The organism is Cupriavidus sp. 05N38 (genome assembly GCF_056397345.1).
On sequence record NZ_JBFTNF010000005.1, the window covers coordinates 110,432 to 129,031 of the forward strand.

Annotated in this window: 18 protein-coding genes; 13 read left to right on the forward strand and 5 right to left on the reverse strand. The window is 68.8% G+C overall.

Going from position 1 to position 18,600, the window contains the following annotated elements:
- The first annotated feature begins 174 nt into the window (after nt 1-174).
- From AC1DK4_RS05970 to AC1DK4_RS05990, 5 genes are all read left to right on the forward strand, one after another.
- Complete coding sequence (locus tag AC1DK4_RS05970; protein ID WP_477131437.1) at nt 175-516, forward strand: FKBP-type peptidyl-prolyl cis-trans isomerase; 342 nt, start codon at nt 175-177, stop codon at nt 514-516.
- Nucleotides 517-636: 120 nt separating this feature from the next.
- Nucleotides 637-2,295: an FAD-dependent oxidoreductase gene (locus tag AC1DK4_RS05975; RefSeq protein ID WP_441614614.1), complete on the forward strand. Its 1,659-nt coding sequence runs from the start codon at nt 637-639 to the stop codon at nt 2,293-2,295.
- Entirely contained in the window at nt 2,292-2,660 is a 369-nt protein-coding gene (locus tag AC1DK4_RS05980; protein WP_441614616.1) for a 4Fe-4S binding protein, read from the forward strand. Before AC1DK4_RS05975 ends, AC1DK4_RS05980 begins: the two co-directional genes overlap by 4 nt.
- Nucleotides 2,657-2,791: a hypothetical protein gene (locus AC1DK4_RS05985; RefSeq protein ID WP_441614618.1), complete on the forward strand. Its 135-nt coding sequence runs from the start codon at nt 2,657-2,659 to the stop codon at nt 2,789-2,791. Before AC1DK4_RS05980 ends, AC1DK4_RS05985 begins: the two co-directional genes overlap by 4 nt.
- 237 nt (nt 2,792-3,028) lie before the next feature.
- A complete protein-coding gene (locus AC1DK4_RS05990) occupies nt 3,029-3,346 on the forward strand; it encodes a hypothetical protein (RefSeq protein WP_441614620.1) in 318 nt (105 codons plus the stop codon).
- Nucleotides 3,347-3,424: 78 nt separating this feature from the next.
- Here AC1DK4_RS05990 and AC1DK4_RS05995 read toward each other — a convergent pair whose 3' ends face one another.
- A complete protein-coding gene (locus tag AC1DK4_RS05995; protein ID WP_441614622.1) occupies nt 3,425-4,375 on the reverse strand; it encodes a LysR family transcriptional regulator in 951 nt (316 codons plus the stop codon).
- A gap of 122 nt (nt 4,376-4,497) precedes the next feature.
- Here AC1DK4_RS05995 and AC1DK4_RS06000 point away from each other — a divergent pair, with 122 nt between their 5' ends.
- From AC1DK4_RS06000 to AC1DK4_RS06010, 3 genes are all read left to right on the forward strand, one after another.
- Nucleotides 4,498-6,327, forward strand: a complete 1,830-nt coding sequence (locus AC1DK4_RS06000) for a gamma-glutamyltransferase family protein (RefSeq protein ID WP_441614624.1) — start codon at nt 4,498-4,500, stop codon at nt 6,325-6,327.
- 212 nt (nt 6,328-6,539) lie between these two features.
- Complete coding sequence (locus AC1DK4_RS06005) at nt 6,540-7,520, forward strand: Bug family tripartite tricarboxylate transporter substrate binding protein (protein WP_441614626.1); 981 nt, start codon at nt 6,540-6,542, stop codon at nt 7,518-7,520.
- A gap of 4 nt (nt 7,521-7,524) precedes the next feature.
- Entirely contained in the window at nt 7,525-8,052 is a 528-nt protein-coding gene (locus AC1DK4_RS06010; protein WP_441614628.1) for a GAF domain-containing protein, read from the forward strand.
- 208 nt (nt 8,053-8,260) lie between these two features.
- On the opposite strand, the gene AC1DK4_RS06015 is transcribed toward AC1DK4_RS06010, so the two are convergent.
- Complete coding sequence (locus AC1DK4_RS06015; RefSeq protein ID WP_441614630.1) at nt 8,261-9,214, reverse strand: LysR family transcriptional regulator; 954 nt, start codon at nt 9,212-9,214, stop codon at nt 8,261-8,263.
- Between the two features lie 135 nt (nt 9,215-9,349).
- Between AC1DK4_RS06015 and AC1DK4_RS06020 the strand changes: the two genes are divergently transcribed.
- The 5 genes from AC1DK4_RS06020 to AC1DK4_RS06040 all read left to right on the forward strand — a co-directional run bounded on the left by AC1DK4_RS06020 (nt 9,350) and on the right by AC1DK4_RS06040 (nt 13,654).
- On the forward strand, nt 9,350-10,243 hold the full coding sequence (locus AC1DK4_RS06020; protein WP_477131438.1) for a TauD/TfdA dioxygenase family protein: 894 nt from the start codon (nt 9,350-9,352) through the stop codon (nt 10,241-10,243).
- Between the two features lie 2 nt (nt 10,244-10,245).
- Complete coding sequence (locus tag AC1DK4_RS06025) at nt 10,246-11,367, forward strand: mandelate racemase/muconate lactonizing enzyme family protein (RefSeq protein ID WP_441614634.1); 1,122 nt, start codon at nt 10,246-10,248, stop codon at nt 11,365-11,367.
- Nucleotides 11,368-11,498: 131 nt separating this feature from the next.
- Nucleotides 11,499-12,476, forward strand: coding sequence for a Bug family tripartite tricarboxylate transporter substrate binding protein (locus AC1DK4_RS06030; protein ID WP_441614636.1), 978 nt, complete (start codon nt 11,499-11,501; stop codon nt 12,474-12,476).
- 3 nt (nt 12,477-12,479) lie between these two features.
- Nucleotides 12,480-13,073: a chromate transporter gene (locus AC1DK4_RS06035; RefSeq protein ID WP_441614638.1), complete on the forward strand. Its 594-nt coding sequence runs from the start codon at nt 12,480-12,482 to the stop codon at nt 13,071-13,073.
- Nucleotides 13,070-13,654, forward strand: a complete 585-nt coding sequence (locus tag AC1DK4_RS06040) for a chromate transporter (RefSeq protein WP_441614640.1) — start codon at nt 13,070-13,072, stop codon at nt 13,652-13,654. Before AC1DK4_RS06035 ends, AC1DK4_RS06040 begins: the two co-directional genes overlap by 4 nt.
- 135 nt (nt 13,655-13,789) lie before the next feature.
- On the opposite strand, the gene AC1DK4_RS06045 is transcribed toward AC1DK4_RS06040, so the two are convergent.
- The 3 genes from AC1DK4_RS06045 to phnN all read right to left on the reverse strand — a co-directional run bounded on the left by AC1DK4_RS06045 (nt 13,790) and on the right by phnN (nt 18,285).
- Nucleotides 13,790-14,935: a porin gene (locus tag AC1DK4_RS06045; protein ID WP_441614642.1), complete on the reverse strand. Its 1,146-nt coding sequence runs from the start codon at nt 14,933-14,935 to the stop codon at nt 13,790-13,792.
- A 195-nt stretch (nt 14,936-15,130) separates the two neighbouring features.
- Nucleotides 15,131-16,123 (reverse strand): tripartite tricarboxylate transporter substrate binding protein, encoded by a 993-nt coding sequence (locus tag AC1DK4_RS06050; protein WP_441614644.1) that lies wholly within the window; start codon nt 16,121-16,123, stop codon nt 15,131-15,133.
- Nucleotides 16,124-16,176: 53 nt separating this feature from the next.
- The gene (gene phnN / locus AC1DK4_RS06055) at nt 16,177-18,285 is read right to left on the reverse strand and encodes a phosphonate metabolism protein/1,5-bisphosphokinase (PRPP-forming) PhnN (RefSeq protein WP_441614646.1); all 2,109 of its coding nucleotides are present in this window, start codon (nt 18,283-18,285) and stop codon (nt 16,177-16,179) included.
- Nucleotides 18,286-18,600: the final 315 nt, after the last annotated feature.

The window sequence follows — 18,600 nt, forward strand, 5'->3', positions numbered from 1 at the left end:
CGCCCGAGCCGGCGGAGAACACGTAGTAGTATCGGCCCCCTCATGACGCAACACATCCTTTCGTGGAAACCGCCGTTCCGCGCCACGCTGGGCGCGGCAGCGGCCTTCGCCGCATAGCGCACGCACCGGCGCATCGAAAGGGCACGACAAGGCAAGACAAGGCAAGACAACGCAATGAGCACCGAACTGAAGATCGAAGACATCGAAGCCGGCACCGGCAAGGCCGTGGTCAAGGGCGCCCTGATCACCACCCAGTACACCGGCTACCTCGAAGACGGCACCAAGTTCGATTCCTCGCACGACCGCGGCAAGCCGTTCCAGTGCGTGATCGGCACCGGCCGCGTCATCAAGGGCTGGGACATCGGGCTGATGGGCATGAAGACCGGCGGCAGGCGCAGGCTGTTCGTCMCGGCGCACCTCGCCTACGGCGAGCGGCAGGTGGGCGAACATATCAGGCCGAATTCGAACCTGGTGTTCGAGATCGAGCTGCTGGAGGTGTTGACGCGGGATGACTGACCGTCGCGGCGGACCTGCCTCCCGCGACAACCGCATAAGGTTCTCACCAATCCTTCGTTGTGCGCGCGGCGCGCCGTGGCTACTGTCCTCCGGTACACCACGATCCGGAGGAACCGTCGCATGCCATCCAGAGAGCGCGAACAGCGCGCCGATATCCATTCGCTCGAAGCCGATGTCCTGGTGATCGGCGGTGGGCCCGCCGGCACCTGGGCAGCGATTGCCGCGGCCGAACGCGGCGCGCGCGTGGTGCTGGCCGACAAGGGATACTGCGGCGCATCGGGCGCCACCGCCGCGGCCGGCACGGCGATCTGGCATGTCGCGCCCGAACCCGCGGCGCGTGCGGCGGCCAGGGCCAGCCGCTACACGCTGGGCGGCGAGCTGGCGGAGCCGGCGTGGATGGACCGCGTGCTGGACCGCACCTGGACCGGACTGGAACGCCTTGCCGAATGGGGCTATCCCTTCCCGCGCGACGAGAACGGGCAAAGCCGGCGCAATTCGCTGCAGGGGCCCGAGTACATGCGCCTGATGCGCAAGCGCGTCAAGGCGGCGGGCGGCCGCCTCCTGGACCATAGCCCCGCGCTGGAACTGCTGGTCGACGCCGGCGGCAGGGTGCGCGGCGCGCGCGGCCTGCACCGGCAGCCACGCGAGGGGCAGGCCGCGCAATGGCGCGTGCACGCCGGCGCGGTGGTGATCGCCACCGGTGGCTGCGCGTTCCTCAGCCGCGCGCTGGGGTGCAACGTGCTGACCGGCGAAGGCCACCTGATGGCCGTGGAAGCCGGCGCCGAATTGTCGGGCATGGAATTCTCCAACGCGTACGGGCTCGGGCCCGCCTTCTCCTCGGTGACCAAATCGCTGTTCTACCAGTGGGCCACCTTCTACGACGCGCAGGGCCAGGAACTCGAAGGCGCGGGCTCGGCGCATGGGCGCGGCGTGATCGCGCGCGCCTTGCAGACGCAGGCCGTGCACGCACGGCTCGACCGCGCCGACGCCAAGGTGCGGGCGTGGATGCGCAGCGCGCAGCCGAACTTCTTCCTGCCGTTCGACCGGCTCGGCATCGATCCCTTTACCCAGCGCTTCCCGGTCACGCTGAGGCTGGAAGGCACGGTGCGCGGCACCGGTGGCCTGCGCATTGCCGACGCGCAATGCGCCACCAGCGTGCCCGGCCTCTACGCCGCCGGCGACGCCGCCACGCGCGAACTGATCTGCGGCGGCTTCACCGGCGGCGGTAGCCACAACGCGGCATGGGCAATGTCGTCCGGCTGGTGGGCCGGCCAAGGTGCGGCTGCGTTCGCGCAAGACGCGCCCGCGGCTGCGGGCGAACCCTTGCGCGGTGCCGGCGCCGGCGACGGCGCACAGGTCCTGCCCGCCGGGCCCGCTCCCGGCCCCGATCCGCAGGTACTGGTCGCCGCCGTGCAGGCCGAGGTCTTTCCCTATGCGCGCAACTGGTTCCGCCACGGCGAGACCCTGGCCGATTCGCTCACGCGGCTCGATGCGCTCTGGCATCAGTGGGGCCAGCGCGCGCCGCAACGCGACGGCGAACGGGCGCTGCGCACGCGCGAAGCCACCGCCATGCTGGCCACCGCGCGCTGGATGTACCGCAGCGCGCTGGCTCGCACGGAGACGCGCGGCATGCACCGGCGCACCGATCATCCCGGGCTCGATGCGAGCCAGCGCTATCGCCTGGTCAGCGGCGGCCTGGACGCGGTGTGGACCACGCGCGAAGCCGTGCGCGACGAGCCCGGTGGCGGGACGGAGTCCGGGTGGAGAGCCGCGGCATGATCGAACTGCTGAACAGCGCGCGCTGCACTGGCTGCAATATCTGCGTGCGCGTGTGCCCCACCAATGTCTTCGCCATCGTCCCCGGCAACGTACCGTCGATCGCGCGGCAGCATGACTGCCAGACCTGCTTCATGTGCGAGCTGTACTGCCCCGAGGATGCGCTCTATGTGGCGCCCCTGGCGGATGCATGCCAGCCGGCGGACCACACCGCGGCGGCGCCGCCGCACCACGCCGGCAGCTATCGCGCGGCAGTTGGCTGGGGCAAGGGGCGAGAGCCGACCGCCGCGCAGGACGGCAGCCACGCGCTGCTCGGCCTGGCCCGTCCAGCCCCGCGCGCAGCCGGCGCCCGCCGGGGAACGCCATGATGGACCTGATCGACTGGATCACCGCCATTGCCACCGCCGTGCTGGTCTACGCGGCGCTGCGGCACCCGCTCTATCCGCCGCGCCTTGGCAAGGAAAAGGACGCGGCGGGCCGTGACGATGCCGGCCGTTGATGCCAGTCGTTGATGCCAGTCGTTGATGCCGCTCGTTGATGCCGTATCCCCTGAAAACCCATATTCAAAAATTCTGAACAATAAATCCTGATAAGTGCGCTCTTAGGCCTGGATGACTCCCCTATAGTTCGTGACATGGACAGCACGCAAACAAGCAAAAACACTGCGGCAGCGTCCTGGCAGATGCAAACGAACAATCAACGAAATTCAACGAATTTTCAGATACTGGAGCCCATCATGACCAAGACCTTCGCCCTCAAGCTCGCTTCCACCCTCGTGCTGTCGTTCGCCGCCTTCGCCGCCACCGGCAACGCCCACGCCGCTTCCGCCCGCGATCTCCAAGCCGGCGACAAGTACGGCTACGATTTCCGCACGCACGACGCCTTCACCGATGGCGCCCGCAGCGGCAAGCTCGATCCGTTCACCGAAGGCGCCCGCATCGCCGGCCTGGACCGCAGCGGCGTCTCGGCCGCGCCGGCACGCAGCTTCGACCCGTACACCGAAGGCGCCCGCAGCGGCAAGGTCGATGTCTTCACCGAAGGCGCCAAGGCCTGAAGCGCGCCGCAGGCTTCTCCCGCTGCGCACGCGGCGCCGGTTGATCCCGGCGCCGTTTTTCCGTCCGCGGCCCGCGGCCTATCCCCTTGCCGGGACGGCCAGTTGGAGCGCACGCACCAGCGCCAGCAGCGGCTCGCTCTGCCCGCTGCGGCGCAGCCACATCGCGCCCACCGCGGGCAGGTCCCAGGTCAGGTTGTGCGGCAGCACCGCAGCGCTGCCGGTGGCCGCCAGTTCGGCCGCGACGGCACGCGGCACGATGGTGATGGCACGCGGCTGGGTGCGCAGCAGCGTGGCAATAGTCTTGATCGAATAGGTCTCCACCATCGGCGTGGGCGGCACCGCGCCGGCGGTCGCGAACAGCGTATTGATGGTTCGCCGGATCGGCGTGTGCCCGGGCGGCAGGATCCAGTCCAGCGCAGCCAGGCGCTGCCAGTCCAGCTTGCCGCGCGCCAGGCGCGCCGCGGCCGCCACCGGCACCACCAGCGCCGGCTCCTCCCGGTACAGCGGCGCCTGCACGATATCGTCGCCGGGCGCGTAGAAGGAGCGCGCGATCACGCAGTCCAGCTCGTGCGCGCGCAGCGCCGCCACCAGTTCGTCCGTGGTGCCTTCGCGTACCAGCACTGCCGCGCGCGGCTGCTGCTGCAGGCCATGCGAGCAGGCCGCGTCGAGCACCACCGGCGCCACATAGGGAATCACGCCAATGCGCAGCCGCCCGTGCAGGCCGGCGCCGATCACGGCCAGCTCGCGCCCCAGCGCCTCGGTGTCCGCCATCGCCAGCCGCGCGTGCGCCAGCACCGCCGCGCCGGTATCGGTGGGCTCCAGGCCGCGCCGCGAACGCACGAACAGCGGCACCATGAAGATCTCCTCGATCTCGCGCAGCGCCTTGGTCACGGCGGGCTGGGACAGATCCATCTCCGCCGCCACGCGCGAAACCGAGCGCTGCCGGTCCAGCGCCAGCAGCAGCGCGAGATGCTTGAGGCGCAGGCGCGAGATCAGGTTGTGCTGGAGCTGGTCGGCGGCGGTCGGCATGGCGGGTCCTCCATATATAACCAATCTTTCATACAACAATAATTAATCGGCTGCAATTGGTTATCCGGGACTTCTATACTTGCCGGGTATCACCCCCTTCGCCACCTCGTCTCGGAGCCCCCATGTTCACCACCCGCCCGGAAATCGTCGGTACCTTCGGCGTCGCCTCGTCCACCCACTGGCTGGCGTCGCAGACCGCCATGAGTGTGCTCGAGCGCGGCGGCAACGCCTTCGATGCGGCCGTGGCGGGCGGCTTCGTGCTGCAGGTGGTGGAGCCTCATCTCAACGGACCCGGCGGCGAGGTGCCCATCCTGCTGTGGAGCGAACGCGAACGCGCGGTGCGCTCGATCTGCGGGCAGGGCCCCGCCCCGGCACTGGCCGATCCCGCCGCGCTGCGCGCCATGGGACTGGACCTGGTGCCCGGCATCGGCCTGCTGCCCGCCACCGTGCCCGGCGCCTTCGGTGCCTGGCTCACCATGCTGCGCGACTACGGCACCTGGCCGCTGGCCGACGTACTGGCGCCGGCCATCGCCTATGCACGCGACGGCTTTCCGCTGGTGCCGCGCATCTCGCAAGCCATCCTCGCGGTGCGCGAGCTGTTCCAGCAGGAATGGCACAGCTCGGCCGAGGTATGGCTGCCGGACGGCCGCGTGCCGCGCCCGGGCAGCCTGCATGCCACGCCCGGCGTGGCGCGCACCTATACGCGCATCCTGGAGACGGCGGCGGCCGCCGGCGGCACGCGCGAGCAGCAGATCGACGCCGCCATGGCATGCTGGTACCGGGGCTTCGTGGCCAGGGAAATCGACGCGTTCTGCCGCACGCAGGCCGTGCGCGACACCACCGGCGAGCGTCACAAGGGCCTGCTGCGCCTTGACGACATGGCGGACTGGACGCCGGAGGTGGAAGCGCCGGCCACGCTGGATTTCGGCCGCTACACGGTGGCCAAGTGCGGCATCTGGAGCCAGGGCCCGGCCTTCCTGCAGCAACTTGGCATGCTGCGCCACGCGGACCTGGCGGCGCATGCCCCCACCTCGCCGGAATTCGTGCACCGCATTGCCGAGGCCGCCAAGCTGGCCATGGCCGACCGCCTGGCGTGGTATGGCGATCCGCGCTTCGGCGCTGCGCCCCTGCCCGGCCTGCTGGACGCCGGCTATCTCGCGGCGCGCGCGCGGCTGATCGGCCAGCAGGCCTCGCCCGACATCCGCCCCGGCACGGTCGACGGCACCGCGCCGCGCCTGCCCGATCTCGGCGCGGCCGAGCGCACGCTGCGCGACGCCGACGTGCGCTTTGGCGTTGGCGAGCCCACCTTCGCGGCAATGCCACCCGTGACGGAATGGGCCGAGCGCGAGATCTTCGTCGGCGATACCTGCCATATCGACGTGATCGACCGCCACGGCAATATGGTCGCGGCCACGCCGTCGGGCGGCTGGCTGTCGTCGAGCCCGGTGATTCCGGCGCTCGGCTTCGCGCTCAACACGCGCCTGCAGATGACCTGGCTCGAGCCGGGCCTGCCCAACACGCTGGCGCCCGGCAAGCGCCCCTGCACCACGCTGTCGCCCTCGCTGGCGCTGCGCGACGGCGAGCCCTACATGGTGTTCGGCACGCCGGGCGGCGACCAGCAGGACCAGTGGTCGGTCGCCTTCTTCCTGCGCCACGCCGTGCACGGCATGAACCTGCAGGAAGCCATCGACTCGCCGGCCTGGCATATCGATCATTTCCCCGGGTCCTTCTGGCCGCGCTCGGTGGTGCTCAACCGCCTGAGCGTGGAGTCGCGCCTGCCCGACGACACCATTGCCGAGCTGCGCGCGCGCGGCCACGAAGTGAAGGTGGGCGAGCCCTGGTCGGAAGGCCGCATGTCGGCCTGCACGCGCGAGCGCGATGCGCAGGGACGGCTGGTCCTGCGCGCCGGCGCCAATGCGCGCGGGATGCAGGGGTATGCGGTGGGACGGTGAGCGGGGTTGTTCCCGGTCGCACGGCATCACCGGAACACAGCCACAACTACTGCACCAGCGACACCAGATGCATCGGCTGCATCAACTGCATCAGCTGCATCAGTTGCATCCGTTGCACCAGCCACACCAGCCACATCGAATCAGTTCGAACCAGATCGAATCAAAGGCGGACCGCCCCGCGCGGCCCGCATCGCCATCGGAGAGAGAAAGACATGAAAGCCGTCCTCAAGCGCTGCCTGCTGGGCCTTGCCACCTTCTCGCTGTTCTGCGCCGCAACCGGCGCCGCGGCGGCGGATGCCTATCCCGCCAAGCCCATCACGCTGATCGTGCCGTGGGCCGCGGGCGGCTCCACCGATATCCTGGCGCGCGTGCTGTCCGAGCACCTGACGCGCTCGCTGGGCCAGCCGGTGATCGTGGACAACAAGCCGGGCGCCTCGGGCAATATCGGCTCGGCCATGGTGGCGCGCGCCAAACCCGACGGCTACACGCTGCTGGTCGGCTCCATGAGCACGCATGCGATGAACCCCGCGCTGATGCCCAATATGCCCTTCCGCGGCGTGGAGGACTTCACGCCGCTGGGCCTGCTGGCCTACGTCACCAACACCATGGTGATCCATCCCTCGGTGCCGGCGCACAACGTCAAGGAACTGATCGCGTATGCGCGCGCCAATCCCGGCAAGCTGGCCTATGCCAGCGCCGGCCCCGGCTCCACCAACCACCTGAGCGCGGTGCTGTTCGAGAAGATGGCCGGTGTGCAGATGCTGCATGTCCCGTACAAGGGCGGCGCSCCGGCSGTGGTSGACACSGTGGCSGGSCAGACCCAGYTGCTGTTCTCCGCCGGCACGCAGACGCTGCCGCACGTGAAGGCCGGCAAGCTGCGCCTGATCGCCGTCACCGAGAGCAAGCGCTCGCCGCTGCTGCCCAATGTGCCGACCGTGGCGGAAACCGTGCCCGGCTATGAGCTGTCGGTCTGGTACGGCGCCTTCGGTCCCGCCGGCATGCCGCCTGCGCTGGTGGCGCGCCTGAACCAGGAAATCAACCGGATCATGTCGATGCCCGAGGTGAAGGAGAAGATGAACGCCATCGGCGTGGAAACCGCCACCTCCACGCCGCAGCAGTTCGGCACCATCCTGCATCGCGATGCGGACCGCTACGGCAAACTGATCCGCGAACTGGGCATCAAGGGAGAGTGATACCGTGAACGGATACAACCCCGATGCAGCAGCCTGCGTGACGCTGCCTGCCGACCTGCTCGCTACGCTATGCGATGCGCTGGCTCGCGCCCCCGCGCCCGCGGCCGCCTTCGACGCGCTCGGCAGCGCCACCGCCGCGCTGCTCGGCCCCGGCCTGCTCACCATCAACGCCTGGCGGCGCGCGAGCGCGGAGATCGAGCGGCTCTGGTCTTCTGACACCGGCGCCTATCCGGTCGGCGGCCGCAAATACAAGGCCGATACGCCATGGACCATCCGGGTGCTGCACCAGGGCCAGGTCTTCGTGGGCGAAGGCGACACCGCGCTGGCCGCCGTGTTCGACGACATCGCGGTCATCCGCGGGCTGGGCCTCTCCGCCGTGGTGAATGTCCCGGTCTGCGAGCACGGGCAGTGTGTCGGCACCTTCAATTTCCTCGCCGCGCGCAATGCATGGACCGGCAGCGAGATCGCCACCTTGCGCATGCTGGCGCAGATGGCGGTGCCGGCGGTGCTGGCGGCGAGCCGCACGGCATAGCTGATGGCCGGGGCGCCGCCTGGCGCCCCGGCAAGTCCGCGGAGACGGTTTTCTCCACCGCCACGCCGCCACGGCGGCCGACTTGACCGCGCACGCCGGCGCGATCCTGCGCAAGCCGGCGCCCGACCGCCCCCCGCGCGAACCGGTGATCCTGCGTGTCGGCGCCCCTTCGGTTGGTGACGTCTCGCCGGGCCGCAGCCAGCCGGCATCATTCGCGCGAGCGCGCGGTCTGGTGAATCATCTGGCGAAAGCCGCTGAGCAAGGGATCGTCGTTGGCCATGCGGTTGAAGGCGAGCATCACCGGGTTCGCCGGAAGGGGCCGCCGCAGCTTGACGATGCGCAGCAGCCCGAACGCCACATGGCTGCGCGCAACGGATTCCGGCGCGATCGAAACCAGGCTGGTGCCTGCGACCAGGGCCAGGTTTGACTCGAAGGAACGCGTTTCGATGACCGGCCTGATCTTGGCCAGGCCGTGCTCGTTCCAGAACGCATCGAAGGTCGCCCGCGAGCTGGTCTCGGCTTCGGGCAAAGCCCAGCCCTGGCCAGCCAGGCGAGACAGGGCAATCGGGCCCGCCGGAATGGTGGGATGGCCGGCCGCGCAGATGATCACCGTGCGCTCCTGGTACAGGCGCTCCACCACCAGGTCATCGCCCTCCTCGCCGTCGCGCGCGATGCTGCGCAGGATGGCGAAATCCAGGCTGCCCGCCGCTATCTGGTCGAACAACATCTTCGAGCTGCCCTCGACCACGCGGAATTGGTAAGGCGTGCCGGCGGCCTGCGCCGACGCATCGGCCGGCACCGCCGGATAGAGCCGGGCGAGCAGTCCGGGCATCAGGGTATGCATTGCGCGCGGAATGCAGCCGAGCTGAATCGGCCGCCGCAGCGACTCGGCGGTGGCGTCGTTCAGGCGCTCGATCGCGCGCAGCACGAATCTCGCCTGGGACAGCACCGCCTTGCCCTGCTCGGTCGGCAGGCTGCCATGACTGGAGCGCTCGAACAGGCGGGCGCCCAGCAGGCTTTCCGCTTCGGCAAGCAGGCGCGACAGCACGGGCTGCGGCATGCCGAGCTCACGCGCGGCGCGATGCACGGAATGGCTGTCGCCGACAGCGACGAGGGCTTCGATATGGCGGCGCTGCAACGGCTTGCTGGCTGGTGAAGTCATGGCGCGGGCAGGAATCGGCATCGGCGTGGGGGATACTAGATCCGTATAACTTGATGCGCAATCTATATCATTTACGCTATCGGGTACCAGGTCTATATTGGGGGCACTCCAATTCACCACGGAAGGGCAGCCACCATGACACGCATCTCCGTTACGCCGCTCGGGCCAAGCCTCGGCGCTGATGTCAGCGGCATCGACCTCGGCCGGCCGGTCGGCGACGATATCCTGGCCGAGCTTCGCCAGGCCTGGGCCACGCACCTCGTGCTGCGCTTTCGCGGCCAGGCGCTGTCGGATCCGGAGTTGCTGGGCTTCAGCCGGCTGTTCGGCGAACTCGATCCGCCGGGCCCCAATCCCTACGGCAAGCCTTTCCTCAGCGAATTCCCCGAGATCAATGTGATCTCCAATGTGAAGGTCRATGGCATGCCCATCGGCAACCTGGGCGACGGCGAAGCGGTGTGGCATTGCGACATGACCTATGTCGAGCGGCCGCCGCGCGCCGCGCTGCTGCATGCGCTCGAGATTCCGCCCGGCGGTGGCGACACCTACTGGTCCAATATGTACCTCGCCTACGAGACCCTGCCTGGCGACATGAAGGCGCTGGTCAAGGGCCGCCGCGCCATTCACGATGCCACGTACAATAGCGCCGGCATGATGCGCAAGGGCATGAAGGAGGTGACCGATCCGCGCGAAGCGCCCGGGGCGCACCATCCCCTTGTGATCGTGCATCCCGACACCGGGCGCCCGGCGCTTTTCCTCGGCCGCCGCCGCAATAGCTATGTGACGGGCATGGACCTCGCCGAAAGCAATGCCCTGCTCGATGCGCTATGGGAGCACGCCACCCGGCCCGAATTCACCTTCCGCCAGGAATGGCAACTGCACGACCTGATCCTCTGGGACAACCGCTGCACGCTGCATCGCCGCGACGCATTTGACCCGAATGCCTCCCGCATCATGCACCGCACCCAGATCAAGGGCCCTGCCATCGAAGCCTTCGAGCCGGCCGCGGCCGGCATGGCGCTGGAGTCGTGAACATGGATGGCTTGCACCTTCCCATTCGCCGCGTCGAGGTGTTCGGCGTGGCCGTGCCGCTGGTCGGCCCGGGCTTTCGCAATGCCTATGTGACCAAGACCGTGCAGAAAAGCGCACTGGTACGCCTCACCGCGGAAGACGGCTCGATCGGACTGGGCAATATCGATCCCTCGCCCGGCTATTCGGTGGAGACCATCGAACAGTCGCTGCTGGCGATCCGCGACCAGCTCGCGCCGCTGGTACAGGGCGCCGACGCCGGCAATCCGCACCAGGTAATGCAGCGCATGAACGCCGGACGCGCCGGCTACCTCGACGCCAAGGCGGCGATCGAGATGGCCTGCGTCGACATGCTGGCGCGCCGGCTCGATATCCCGGTGCACCAGTATCTGGGCGGCGCCGTGGTGGACACGGTGCGCTTCAATGCGTGGATTGGCATTGTCCCGCCCGACGAGGCGGCCGCGGAGGCCCGCAAATGGTTCGACCGCGGGTTCCGCTCGGCCAAGATCAAGGTCGGCGGAGGCATCGAGGCCGACCGCGACCGCCTGACGGCGGTGCGCGAAGCGGTTGGACCCTCCATGGCCTTGCGTGCCGATGCGAATGCCGGATACAGCGTCGAGGAGGCGATTGCGCTGGGGCGCCTGCTGGAGCCGATCGGCCTGCAACTGCTGGAACAGCCGGTGGCAGAAGACGATCTCGCCGGCATGGCAAAGGTGAGGCAGGCCATCGGCATCCCCGTGATGGCCGACGAATCGATCACCGACCACGCCAGCCTGATCGCGGTGATCCGCGCCAATTGCGCCGATATCGTCAAGCTCAAGGTGATGAAGCAAGGCGGCTTCCTTACCTGCAGGCGCATGCTGGAAACCGCCAGCGCGGCCGGCATGAAGGTGGTCATCGGGCACGGCTTCGGGCTGGGCGTCAACACCGCGGCGGAAATCATGCTGGCATGCACCAGCGCCGACGTGCTCGAGGGGCTGGAATGCGTCGGCCCGCTCAAGACTTCCGACGATATCGTGACCCACAAGCTCGACATCAGCAGTGGCGCGGCCGCCGTTCCGGCCGGCCGCGGGCTCGGCGTCGAACTCGACGAGGAGAAGGTGGCACGCTATCGATTCGCCTTCTAGGTTCGAGGTTCGAGGTTCGCGGTTCGCGGTTCGCGTCCCGGTGCGGTCGACAGGCTCCGGGACCGGGCGCGCGCGTAGTTGCGGCACAGAGCAGAAAAAAACCACGGCAAACGTGGTACCAGGAGACAAGCATGTCGATTCGGAAGTTTTCTGTTCTTTGCGCGGGCATGTCGCTGGTTGCCGCCACCGCGGCCGTGCCGGCCCGCGCGGCCGACTGGCCGGCCAAGCCGGTCACCATCCTGGCGCCCTTCGCCGCGGGCGGTACCGTCGACCTGGTGGCGCGCGTGCTGGCGGTGAAACTGGGCCGCGAACTCGGCCAGCCCTTTGTCGTCGACAACCGCGGAGGCGCGGGCGGCACCATCGCCACGGCGATGCTGGCGCGCGCGGCACCCGACGGCTATACCGTGATGATCCACCACATGGGACTGGTATTCAGCGATTCGCTCTATAGCCATCTCCCCTATGACACCAGGCGCGACATCCTGCCGGTGGCCTATATCGGCGCCACGCCGAACGTCCTGGTGGTGACCAAGACCCTGCCGGTCAAGACCATGGACGATTTCCTGGCGCTGGCCAAAGCCAGGCCGGGCTCGATCAACTATGGCTCCGGCGGCATCGGCAGCGCCGGCCACCTGCCCATGGCGGTGCTCGGCATGATGACCGGCGTGAAGCTCCAGCACGTACCCTACAAGGGTTCCGGCCCCGCGCTGACCGAACTCGTCTCGGGCCAGATCCAGTCCATGCTGCTGACGATTCCGGCCGTGATGCCCTTCATCGCGTCCGACATGGTCCGCCCGATCGCCACCTCGGGCAAGAAGCGTTCGCCGGCATTGCCCAACCTGCCGACCATGGAGGAAGCGGGCATCAAGGGTTTCGAGTACGCGCCCTGGTATGGCTTCTTCGCGCCCGCCGGCACGCCGCCGGCGGTGGTGCAGAAGCTGCACGAGGCGGTCGGCAAGGTCCTGCGCGACCCTGAGGTGGTGGCGAAACTCAGCCGCGAAGGGATCGAGGTGGAAGCCATGTCGCGCGAGCGGTTCGCCGGCATCGTCGAGGCCGACACGCAGCGCTGGGGCAAGACCATCAGGCAGCTTGGCATCAAGGCCCAATAAGGTATGCCGGCGATGCGTGCGAATCATCCGGAAAGCGGCAACGACCGCCGCGAGCCCCGCTCTCCCACCGACCTGTTCGTGACGTTCACGCTGCTGGGCCTGCAAGGGTTCGGCGGCGTGCTGGCGGTGGTGCAGCAGGAACTGGTGGAGCGCAAGCGCTGGCTCACGCGCGAGGAGTTCGTCGAAGACTGGGCGGTGGCGCAGATCATGCCCGGCCCCAACGTGGTCAATATGGCGCTGATGATCGGCGGCCGCTCGTTCGGCCTGGCCGGCGCGCTGGCCGCATCCACAGGCCTGCTGGCGCTGCCGCTGGTGCTGGTGGTCCTGCTCGAGTTGCTGCATGCCCGCTTTGCCGACCACGCCGGCGTGGCCGGCGCATTGCGCGGAACCGGGGCCGTGGCCGCAGGGCTGTTCGCGGCCACCGGGCTCAGGCTGCTGAGCGCATTGCGCGCCAATCCGCTGGGCCGCCCGCTCGCCATCGCGCTGGGCGCCGCCTGCTTCGGCGCCGTGGCGCTGCTACGCTGGCCGCTCTTCTACGTGCTTGCCGGCCTGGGCACCGCCGCCTGCCTGCTCTGCTACCGGAAGCTCAAGCCGTGAGCGGCGTACCGGTGCTGGCGCTGGGATGGGGCGACTGGCTCAACCTGTTTTACCACTACCTCTCGCTATCCTTGCTGTCGATCGGCGGCGCCATCACCACGGCGCCCGACATGCACCGTTACCTGGTAGATCAGCAGCACTGGCTCAGCGAATCCCAGTTCAATGCATCGGTGACGATCGCCCAGGCGGCACCGGGACCCAATGTGCTGTTCATCGCCCTGCTCGGATGGAATATCGGCATGAACGCTGGCGGCGTCCCCACCGCCCTGCTGGGCGTGGCACTGACCATGTCCGGCATCCTGCTGCCCAGTTCTGCCCTGGCCTACCTCGCCGCCCAATGGGGTCACCGCAACCGCGGCTTGCGCTGCGTGCAGGCGTTCCGGCAGGGCATGGCGCCGATCGTGGTGGCGCTGCTGATCGCGACGGCGTGGACACTGGCCAGCGTCCACGCCGACGCGCCCGGCGACTGGCGCCTGTGGCTCGTGACAGTGCTCACCGCCCTGATCATCTGGCGCTTCCGGCTGCACCTGCTGTGGCTGCTCGCCGCCGGCGCCGCGCTTGGCTGGTTCGGGCTGGTTTGACTCATCGCCGCACCTGGGCGGGAACGCCACCCGGCCATCGCGGGAGCCAGAAGCCGCGCGAATTGCTCGACGGCCCGGATGAATCGCTACCGGGCATCCGTGGCGTGGCAACCCGCGAGGGGGGAGAGTTCGCGGCTAGAACTTGTGGCGAATGCCCGCTACCGCGCCGAACTGGCTCATGCCTGGCCCGATGCTGGTCTGCGGCCCGTTGAGCCCCACCCGCGAGCCGTCCTTGTTTTTCACGTAACCCACCGTCAGGTAGGCATCGGTGCGCCGGGAGAACGCGTAGTCGAGGTTGCCCACCAGGCTCCAGGGGTCCTGGCCGGAGCGACGGTCGTCCGTCACATAGGCGGAGGTGCTCAGCGTGAGCGCCGGCGTGAGGGCATAGCTTGCGCCAAGCCAGAACAGGTTGTTGCGCCGCGCGGGCACCGTCGCGGTCGCGCCGATGTCGCCGCTCAACCAGCGGTAGCCGGCGAACAGCTTCGCCTTGGCCAGCGTGAGGTTCGCGGCGAGAGCGATGCGCCGGTCCCGCTGGGCGGGGCTCTGGCCGGCGATCCCGGCCGTGCCCTGCTGCTGGTCGTAGATCAGCGCGGCCGCCGCGTTGCCGGCGTCGTATTCCAGCGCGCCGCTGAAAGCGCGGTCGCTCCTGGCATCGCCCGGGGTCTCGCCGGCGATGGTGCCCGTCGCGCCGCTTCCCACCGTTGTGCCGCGCGCGAAGGAATACATCGCGCTGGCGCTGAGTCCGCCGAACTTCGCCACATACTTGGCCGCATTGTCGTAGCGGCCGGCAAGCGAGGTATCCATCAGGAACGCGGAGTAGCGCGGCGCGATGGCCATGGCGTCGTAGTTGATCAGGATGTCGTAAAGCAGGTTGTTCTGGTGGCCCGCGGTGAGTCGTCCGTACGGCGTGGCAAGGCCGGTGAATGCCTGCCGCCCGAACAGCCGGCCAGCCTGGCCCAAGGTGCCTGCGTCGATGTCGAAGCCACTCTCGAGCACGAACAACGCACTGACTCCGCTGCCCAGATCCTCCGTTCCGCGCATGCCCCAGCGCGACCCGGATAGGTTGCCCGAAGCCATGCGCGTCAATGCGTGCCCGCTGGCGTCGGCATGGCTGAGGTACTCCACGCCGACATCGGCCACGCCATAGAGCACAAGGCTCGATTGCGCCCAGGCAGGCGCACAGGCGGCCGCAAGCAGGCCGATGGCAGCACGTGCTAGCCGGGCATGCATGGCGCGCTCCGTGGCGGATTCGAAGCGGGTCGTTGCCGTTTTCGCTGACATTGCTCTCATGGATTGTTCTGTTCGTGTTGCTTGCCTCCCTCATGCCGCGCCTGCCCCCGGCCCGGCGCGTGCGAACACGTGCCAGGCCTGGGCGCAAGCGGGCACACGGGGCCGGCGGCGTCCGTGACTGGAGGGGAATGACTACGGAATGGAACTGGGGCTGGCTCCCGGCGCGGACCGGTTGCCTGCGCCGGGTCAGTCGACCCGGAGGCCGATCTGCGCGGCGAGCTTCTTCCAGCGTTCGATGTCGCTGGCGACGACCTTCTGGAACTCGGCGGGGGTGCTGTTTGCGGTGGCAAAGCCGAGTTGGGCGAGATTGGCCTTGATCTCCGGCTTGGCGACGGCGCGGGCGATGGCCTGGTTCAGCTTCTGCACGATCTCCGGCGGCGTATTCGCCGGGGCGAGGATGCCGAACCACTGATCGACATCGTAGCCGGCGACGCCCAGTTCGCTGACCGATGGCACTTCGGGCAAGAGCGGCGAGCGGCTGCGGGAAGTCACGGCCAGCGCGCGCAGCTTATGGCTCTTCAGGTACGGCACGGTATTGGCCAGCGTATTGATACTGATGTCGGCCTGCCCTCCCAGCACATCGGCAAGCGCCGGCGCGCAACCCTTGTACGGGATGTGCAGCATATCGACCTTGGCGGAGATCTTCAGCAACTCACCCGCCAGGTGCTGCGGCGTGCCGTTGCCGCAGGACGCATAGCTGGGAGGCCGGGCCGAGCGCGCGGCGCTCAGCAGGTCGCCGAACGTCTGGATCTTCGAGCCGACCGGCACGGCGATCACGGACGGCACCGAGGCCATGGAAATCACCGCGCTGAAGTCCTTGCCCGGATCGAACGGAAGATTGCGAAAAACGGCGGGATTGATCGCGAAACTACTGTTGACCGCGAGCAAGGTATAGCCATCGGACGCGCTCTTGGCAACGAACTCCGCGCCGATATTGCCGCTCGCGCCGGGTCGGTTGTCCACCACCACCGGCTGGCCGAGGCTGTGCGCGACCTCGGCCCCGATCACGCGGGCCAGGATGTCGGTTCCCCCGCCAGCCGGGAAGGTCACAACCAGCCGGATCGGCTTCTGGGGAAAATCCTTGGCGATGCTGGCGCTGGCCAGCGCGGGCATGCCGAGCAACGCCGCGCCCAGCAGGGATAGAGAGACGATACTGCGAACCACAGATACAGGGGTCATTGTGAAGCCTCGACAGTTGAAGGAAATGATAGTGCAATGCGCCGGCGCGCCGGCTAACCGGGAACGACGCTGATGGCAGGCGGCATGGCGCGGGCACCGCCTGCGCGAAGCAGCGCACATGCCTCGCGCGCCGCTTCCAGGTCTGCGGCATTGCCGGCGTGGATGCGCAACAGCGCCTGCCCCGGCACAACGCGCTCGCCCACCGCGCACAGCAGGTCCACGCCGGCGCCGGGGCAGCGCGGCGCGCCGGCGCTGCGGGCAATGCCGGAAATGGCGAATCCGTCGATCTGCGTGACCACGCCGGCGCTCTGCGCGACCACCTCGTGCACGTGCGCGGCTGGTTTGTCCGCCACCGGCTTCGCGCCCTGGGCCGCCACGATGGCATCGAGCGCGGCGCGGGCGGCACCCGAGGCCAGCAGTTGTGCGGCACGCTGGCGGCCCGCCGCGGCTGTGCCGATGGCGGGGTCGAAGGCCAGGATCTCGCCAGCGAAGAAAAGTGCCTTGTCGCGCAGGTCGGCGGGCGCACGCGCATCGCCGTCCAGGACGAGGCGCACGTCGCGCACCTCGAGCGCCGGCCCCACGCCACGGCCAATGGGCTTGCTGCCGTCTGTGGCAAAGGCACGCACATGCATGCCCAGGCCTTGGCCCACCACCTCGAACAGGGCCGCCAGCTCGCGCGCCTCGGCCTCGCTCGCCAGCTTGGCCTGCGGGCCGTAGGGCAGGTCGACGATCACGTGCGTCGAGCCGGCCGTGTACTTCTTGGAAAGGATCGAGGCGACGGACCACCGGTTGGTATCGAGGCCGAGCGGGCGCGTGATGGCATTCATCACATCGTCGACCGGTGAGTGGTTGAGCCGGCCATTCCAGGCGATGCAGGCACGCGCCTGCGCCACGCAGCGGCGTACGCCCTCGAAGTCCAGGTCCACCTGCGCCAGCGTCTCCATCGCATCGGCCGTGCCGGACGCCGAAGTGATGGCCCGCGAGGATGTCTTTGGCATCGCCAGCCCGTGCGCGGCCACGATCGGCACGACGATCAGCGTGATGCGGCTGCCGGGCACGCCCCCCATCGAATGCTTGTCCACCACAATGGGCTCGCTCCAGTCGATGCGGCGCGAAAAGCGCGTGCGCGCCCGCGCCACCGCCACCACTTCCGCATCGGAGAGCTGGCGCGAGGCGGCCACCAGGAACGCCGTCAGTTCCAGCTCGGTATAGCGCCCTTCCACCGCGTCGCGCAGCACCGCCTCGAAGCCCGCTTCGTCGAGCGGCTCGCCCCGCAGCTTGGCACGCAGCGATGCGCGGCTGGCCGGCTCCGGCAGGCGACGCACGCGCACGGTGGCGCCCGCCACCGCGCCCAGCCGCTCGCGCAGCGGGCCTGACAGTCCCACTTCGTGGTCGCCCAGCAGCGCCGCGCTGTCCAGTACATGCAAGGCGGCGGGCAACTCCAGGCCGCCGGCGCGCACGGCCACGCGCGCGTGGCGAACGGCGTCGGCAACAGCGGGGGAAACGTAGGCGATATGCGCGCCTTCGGCCGAGACCGGCACCGGCCGCAGGGCCAGCGCAATGGCCGTCGAGCGCAATGCGTGCACGAAATGCATGACGCCGGCTTCGAGCGTGCCGTCATTGCACACCGAAACGCATGGCACGCCGGCCGGCATGGGATCGGGCGCGCGCTCCAGCCGGCGCCGCACCGCGTCGCCGGATTCGCGGCCCCGCGCAGCGATGCGTTGCGCCAGCACGGCAGCCGGCGCCGTCACGTGGATCACCATGAAATTCCGCATGCGCTGCGCCAGCGCCGCCACCACGCTGCGCGAACCGTTGGCTACCACGTGGCGTCCGCACTCCAGCTCGCGCAAGGTCGCTGCCGGCAAGCCGTATCGCAGGCCATGCGCCTGCCAGGTCATCAGGAACTCGCCGGCTGCCTCGCGGGCGGCGAACTCGCACTCATCGACGCCCTCGTGGTCCTCGCCTGGCGCACCTGCAGCGCGCGTGATCACCCGGCGCGCGAAGACATAGCGCGCATCGCCCGCCAGTGCCGCACGCGCGCCGTCCATCAAGGAGTCCTTGCCCGCCCCGCTGGGTCCCACCACGAGAAAGAACGTGCCGGCGGCCACGGGCTTGCCTAGCGGCGCCGTCGAGATGGTGCTGAAGTCCTCGCTTCTCATTTGTCGTCCTTTGCGGCATCGCGCAATTTTGCTTAGATATCGAAGTACTAGCTATGCTAGCAGCTGTCATCGCGTTGTCAAGATAAGTTCGACATCTAAGAATATGCAAGAGCCGGGCCAATGCCGGAAAGCCTTTGTGCACAAGGAACCGGAGGAATTTCCGTCTCCGGCGCCAGGCGAAATCCCTGTGCGGGTGCATGCCGGCGCCGGCCCTGCGCACGCCGCACTGATGTAGTGAGCACTACATTAGTGAAAGCGGACGGTCCGCAGCGCCACGCCCGCGTCGCGGCACTTCGGGGGCCGACGCGATATCAT

What these genes read in the sequence shown, in the direction of transcription:
- AC1DK4_RS05975 (WP_441614614.1), top strand. Translation starts at nt 637, where the DNA reads ATGCCATCCAGAGAGCGCGAACAGCGCGCCGATATCCATTCGCTCGAA.
- AC1DK4_RS05980 (WP_441614616.1), top strand. Translation starts at nt 2,292, where the DNA reads ATGATCGAACTGCTGAACAGCGCGCGCTGCACTGGCTGCAATATCTGC.
- AC1DK4_RS05985 (WP_441614618.1), top strand. Translation starts at nt 2,657, where the DNA reads ATGATGGACCTGATCGACTGGATCACCGCCATTGCCACCGCCGTGCTG.
- AC1DK4_RS05990 (WP_441614620.1), top strand. Translation starts at nt 3,029, where the DNA reads ATGACCAAGACCTTCGCCCTCAAGCTCGCTTCCACCCTCGTGCTGTCG.
- AC1DK4_RS05995 (WP_441614622.1), bottom strand. Translation starts at nt 4,375, where the DNA reads ATGCCGACCGCCGCCGACCAGCTCCAGCACAACCTGATCTCGCGCCTG.
- AC1DK4_RS06000 (WP_441614624.1), top strand. Translation starts at nt 4,498, where the DNA reads ATGTTCACCACCCGCCCGGAAATCGTCGGTACCTTCGGCGTCGCCTCG.
- AC1DK4_RS06015 (WP_441614630.1), bottom strand. Translation starts at nt 9,214, where the DNA reads ATGACTTCACCAGCCAGCAAGCCGTTGCAGCGCCGCCATATCGAAGCC.
- AC1DK4_RS06025 (WP_441614634.1), top strand. Translation starts at nt 10,246, where the DNA reads ATGGATGGCTTGCACCTTCCCATTCGCCGCGTCGAGGTGTTCGGCGTG.
- AC1DK4_RS06030 (WP_441614636.1), top strand. Translation starts at nt 11,499, where the DNA reads ATGTCGATTCGGAAGTTTTCTGTTCTTTGCGCGGGCATGTCGCTGGTT.
- AC1DK4_RS06035 (WP_441614638.1), top strand. Translation starts at nt 12,480, where the DNA reads ATGCCGGCGATGCGTGCGAATCATCCGGAAAGCGGCAACGACCGCCGC.
- AC1DK4_RS06045 (WP_441614642.1), bottom strand. Translation starts at nt 14,935, where the DNA reads ATGTCAGCGAAAACGGCAACGACCCGCTTCGAATCCGCCACGGAGCGC.
- AC1DK4_RS06050 (WP_441614644.1), bottom strand. Translation starts at nt 16,123, where the DNA reads ATGACCCCTGTATCTGTGGTTCGCAGTATCGTCTCTCTATCCCTGCTG.
- phnN (WP_441614646.1), bottom strand. Translation starts at nt 18,285, where the DNA reads ATGAGAAGCGAGGACTTCAGCACCATCTCGACGGCGCCGCTAGGCAAG.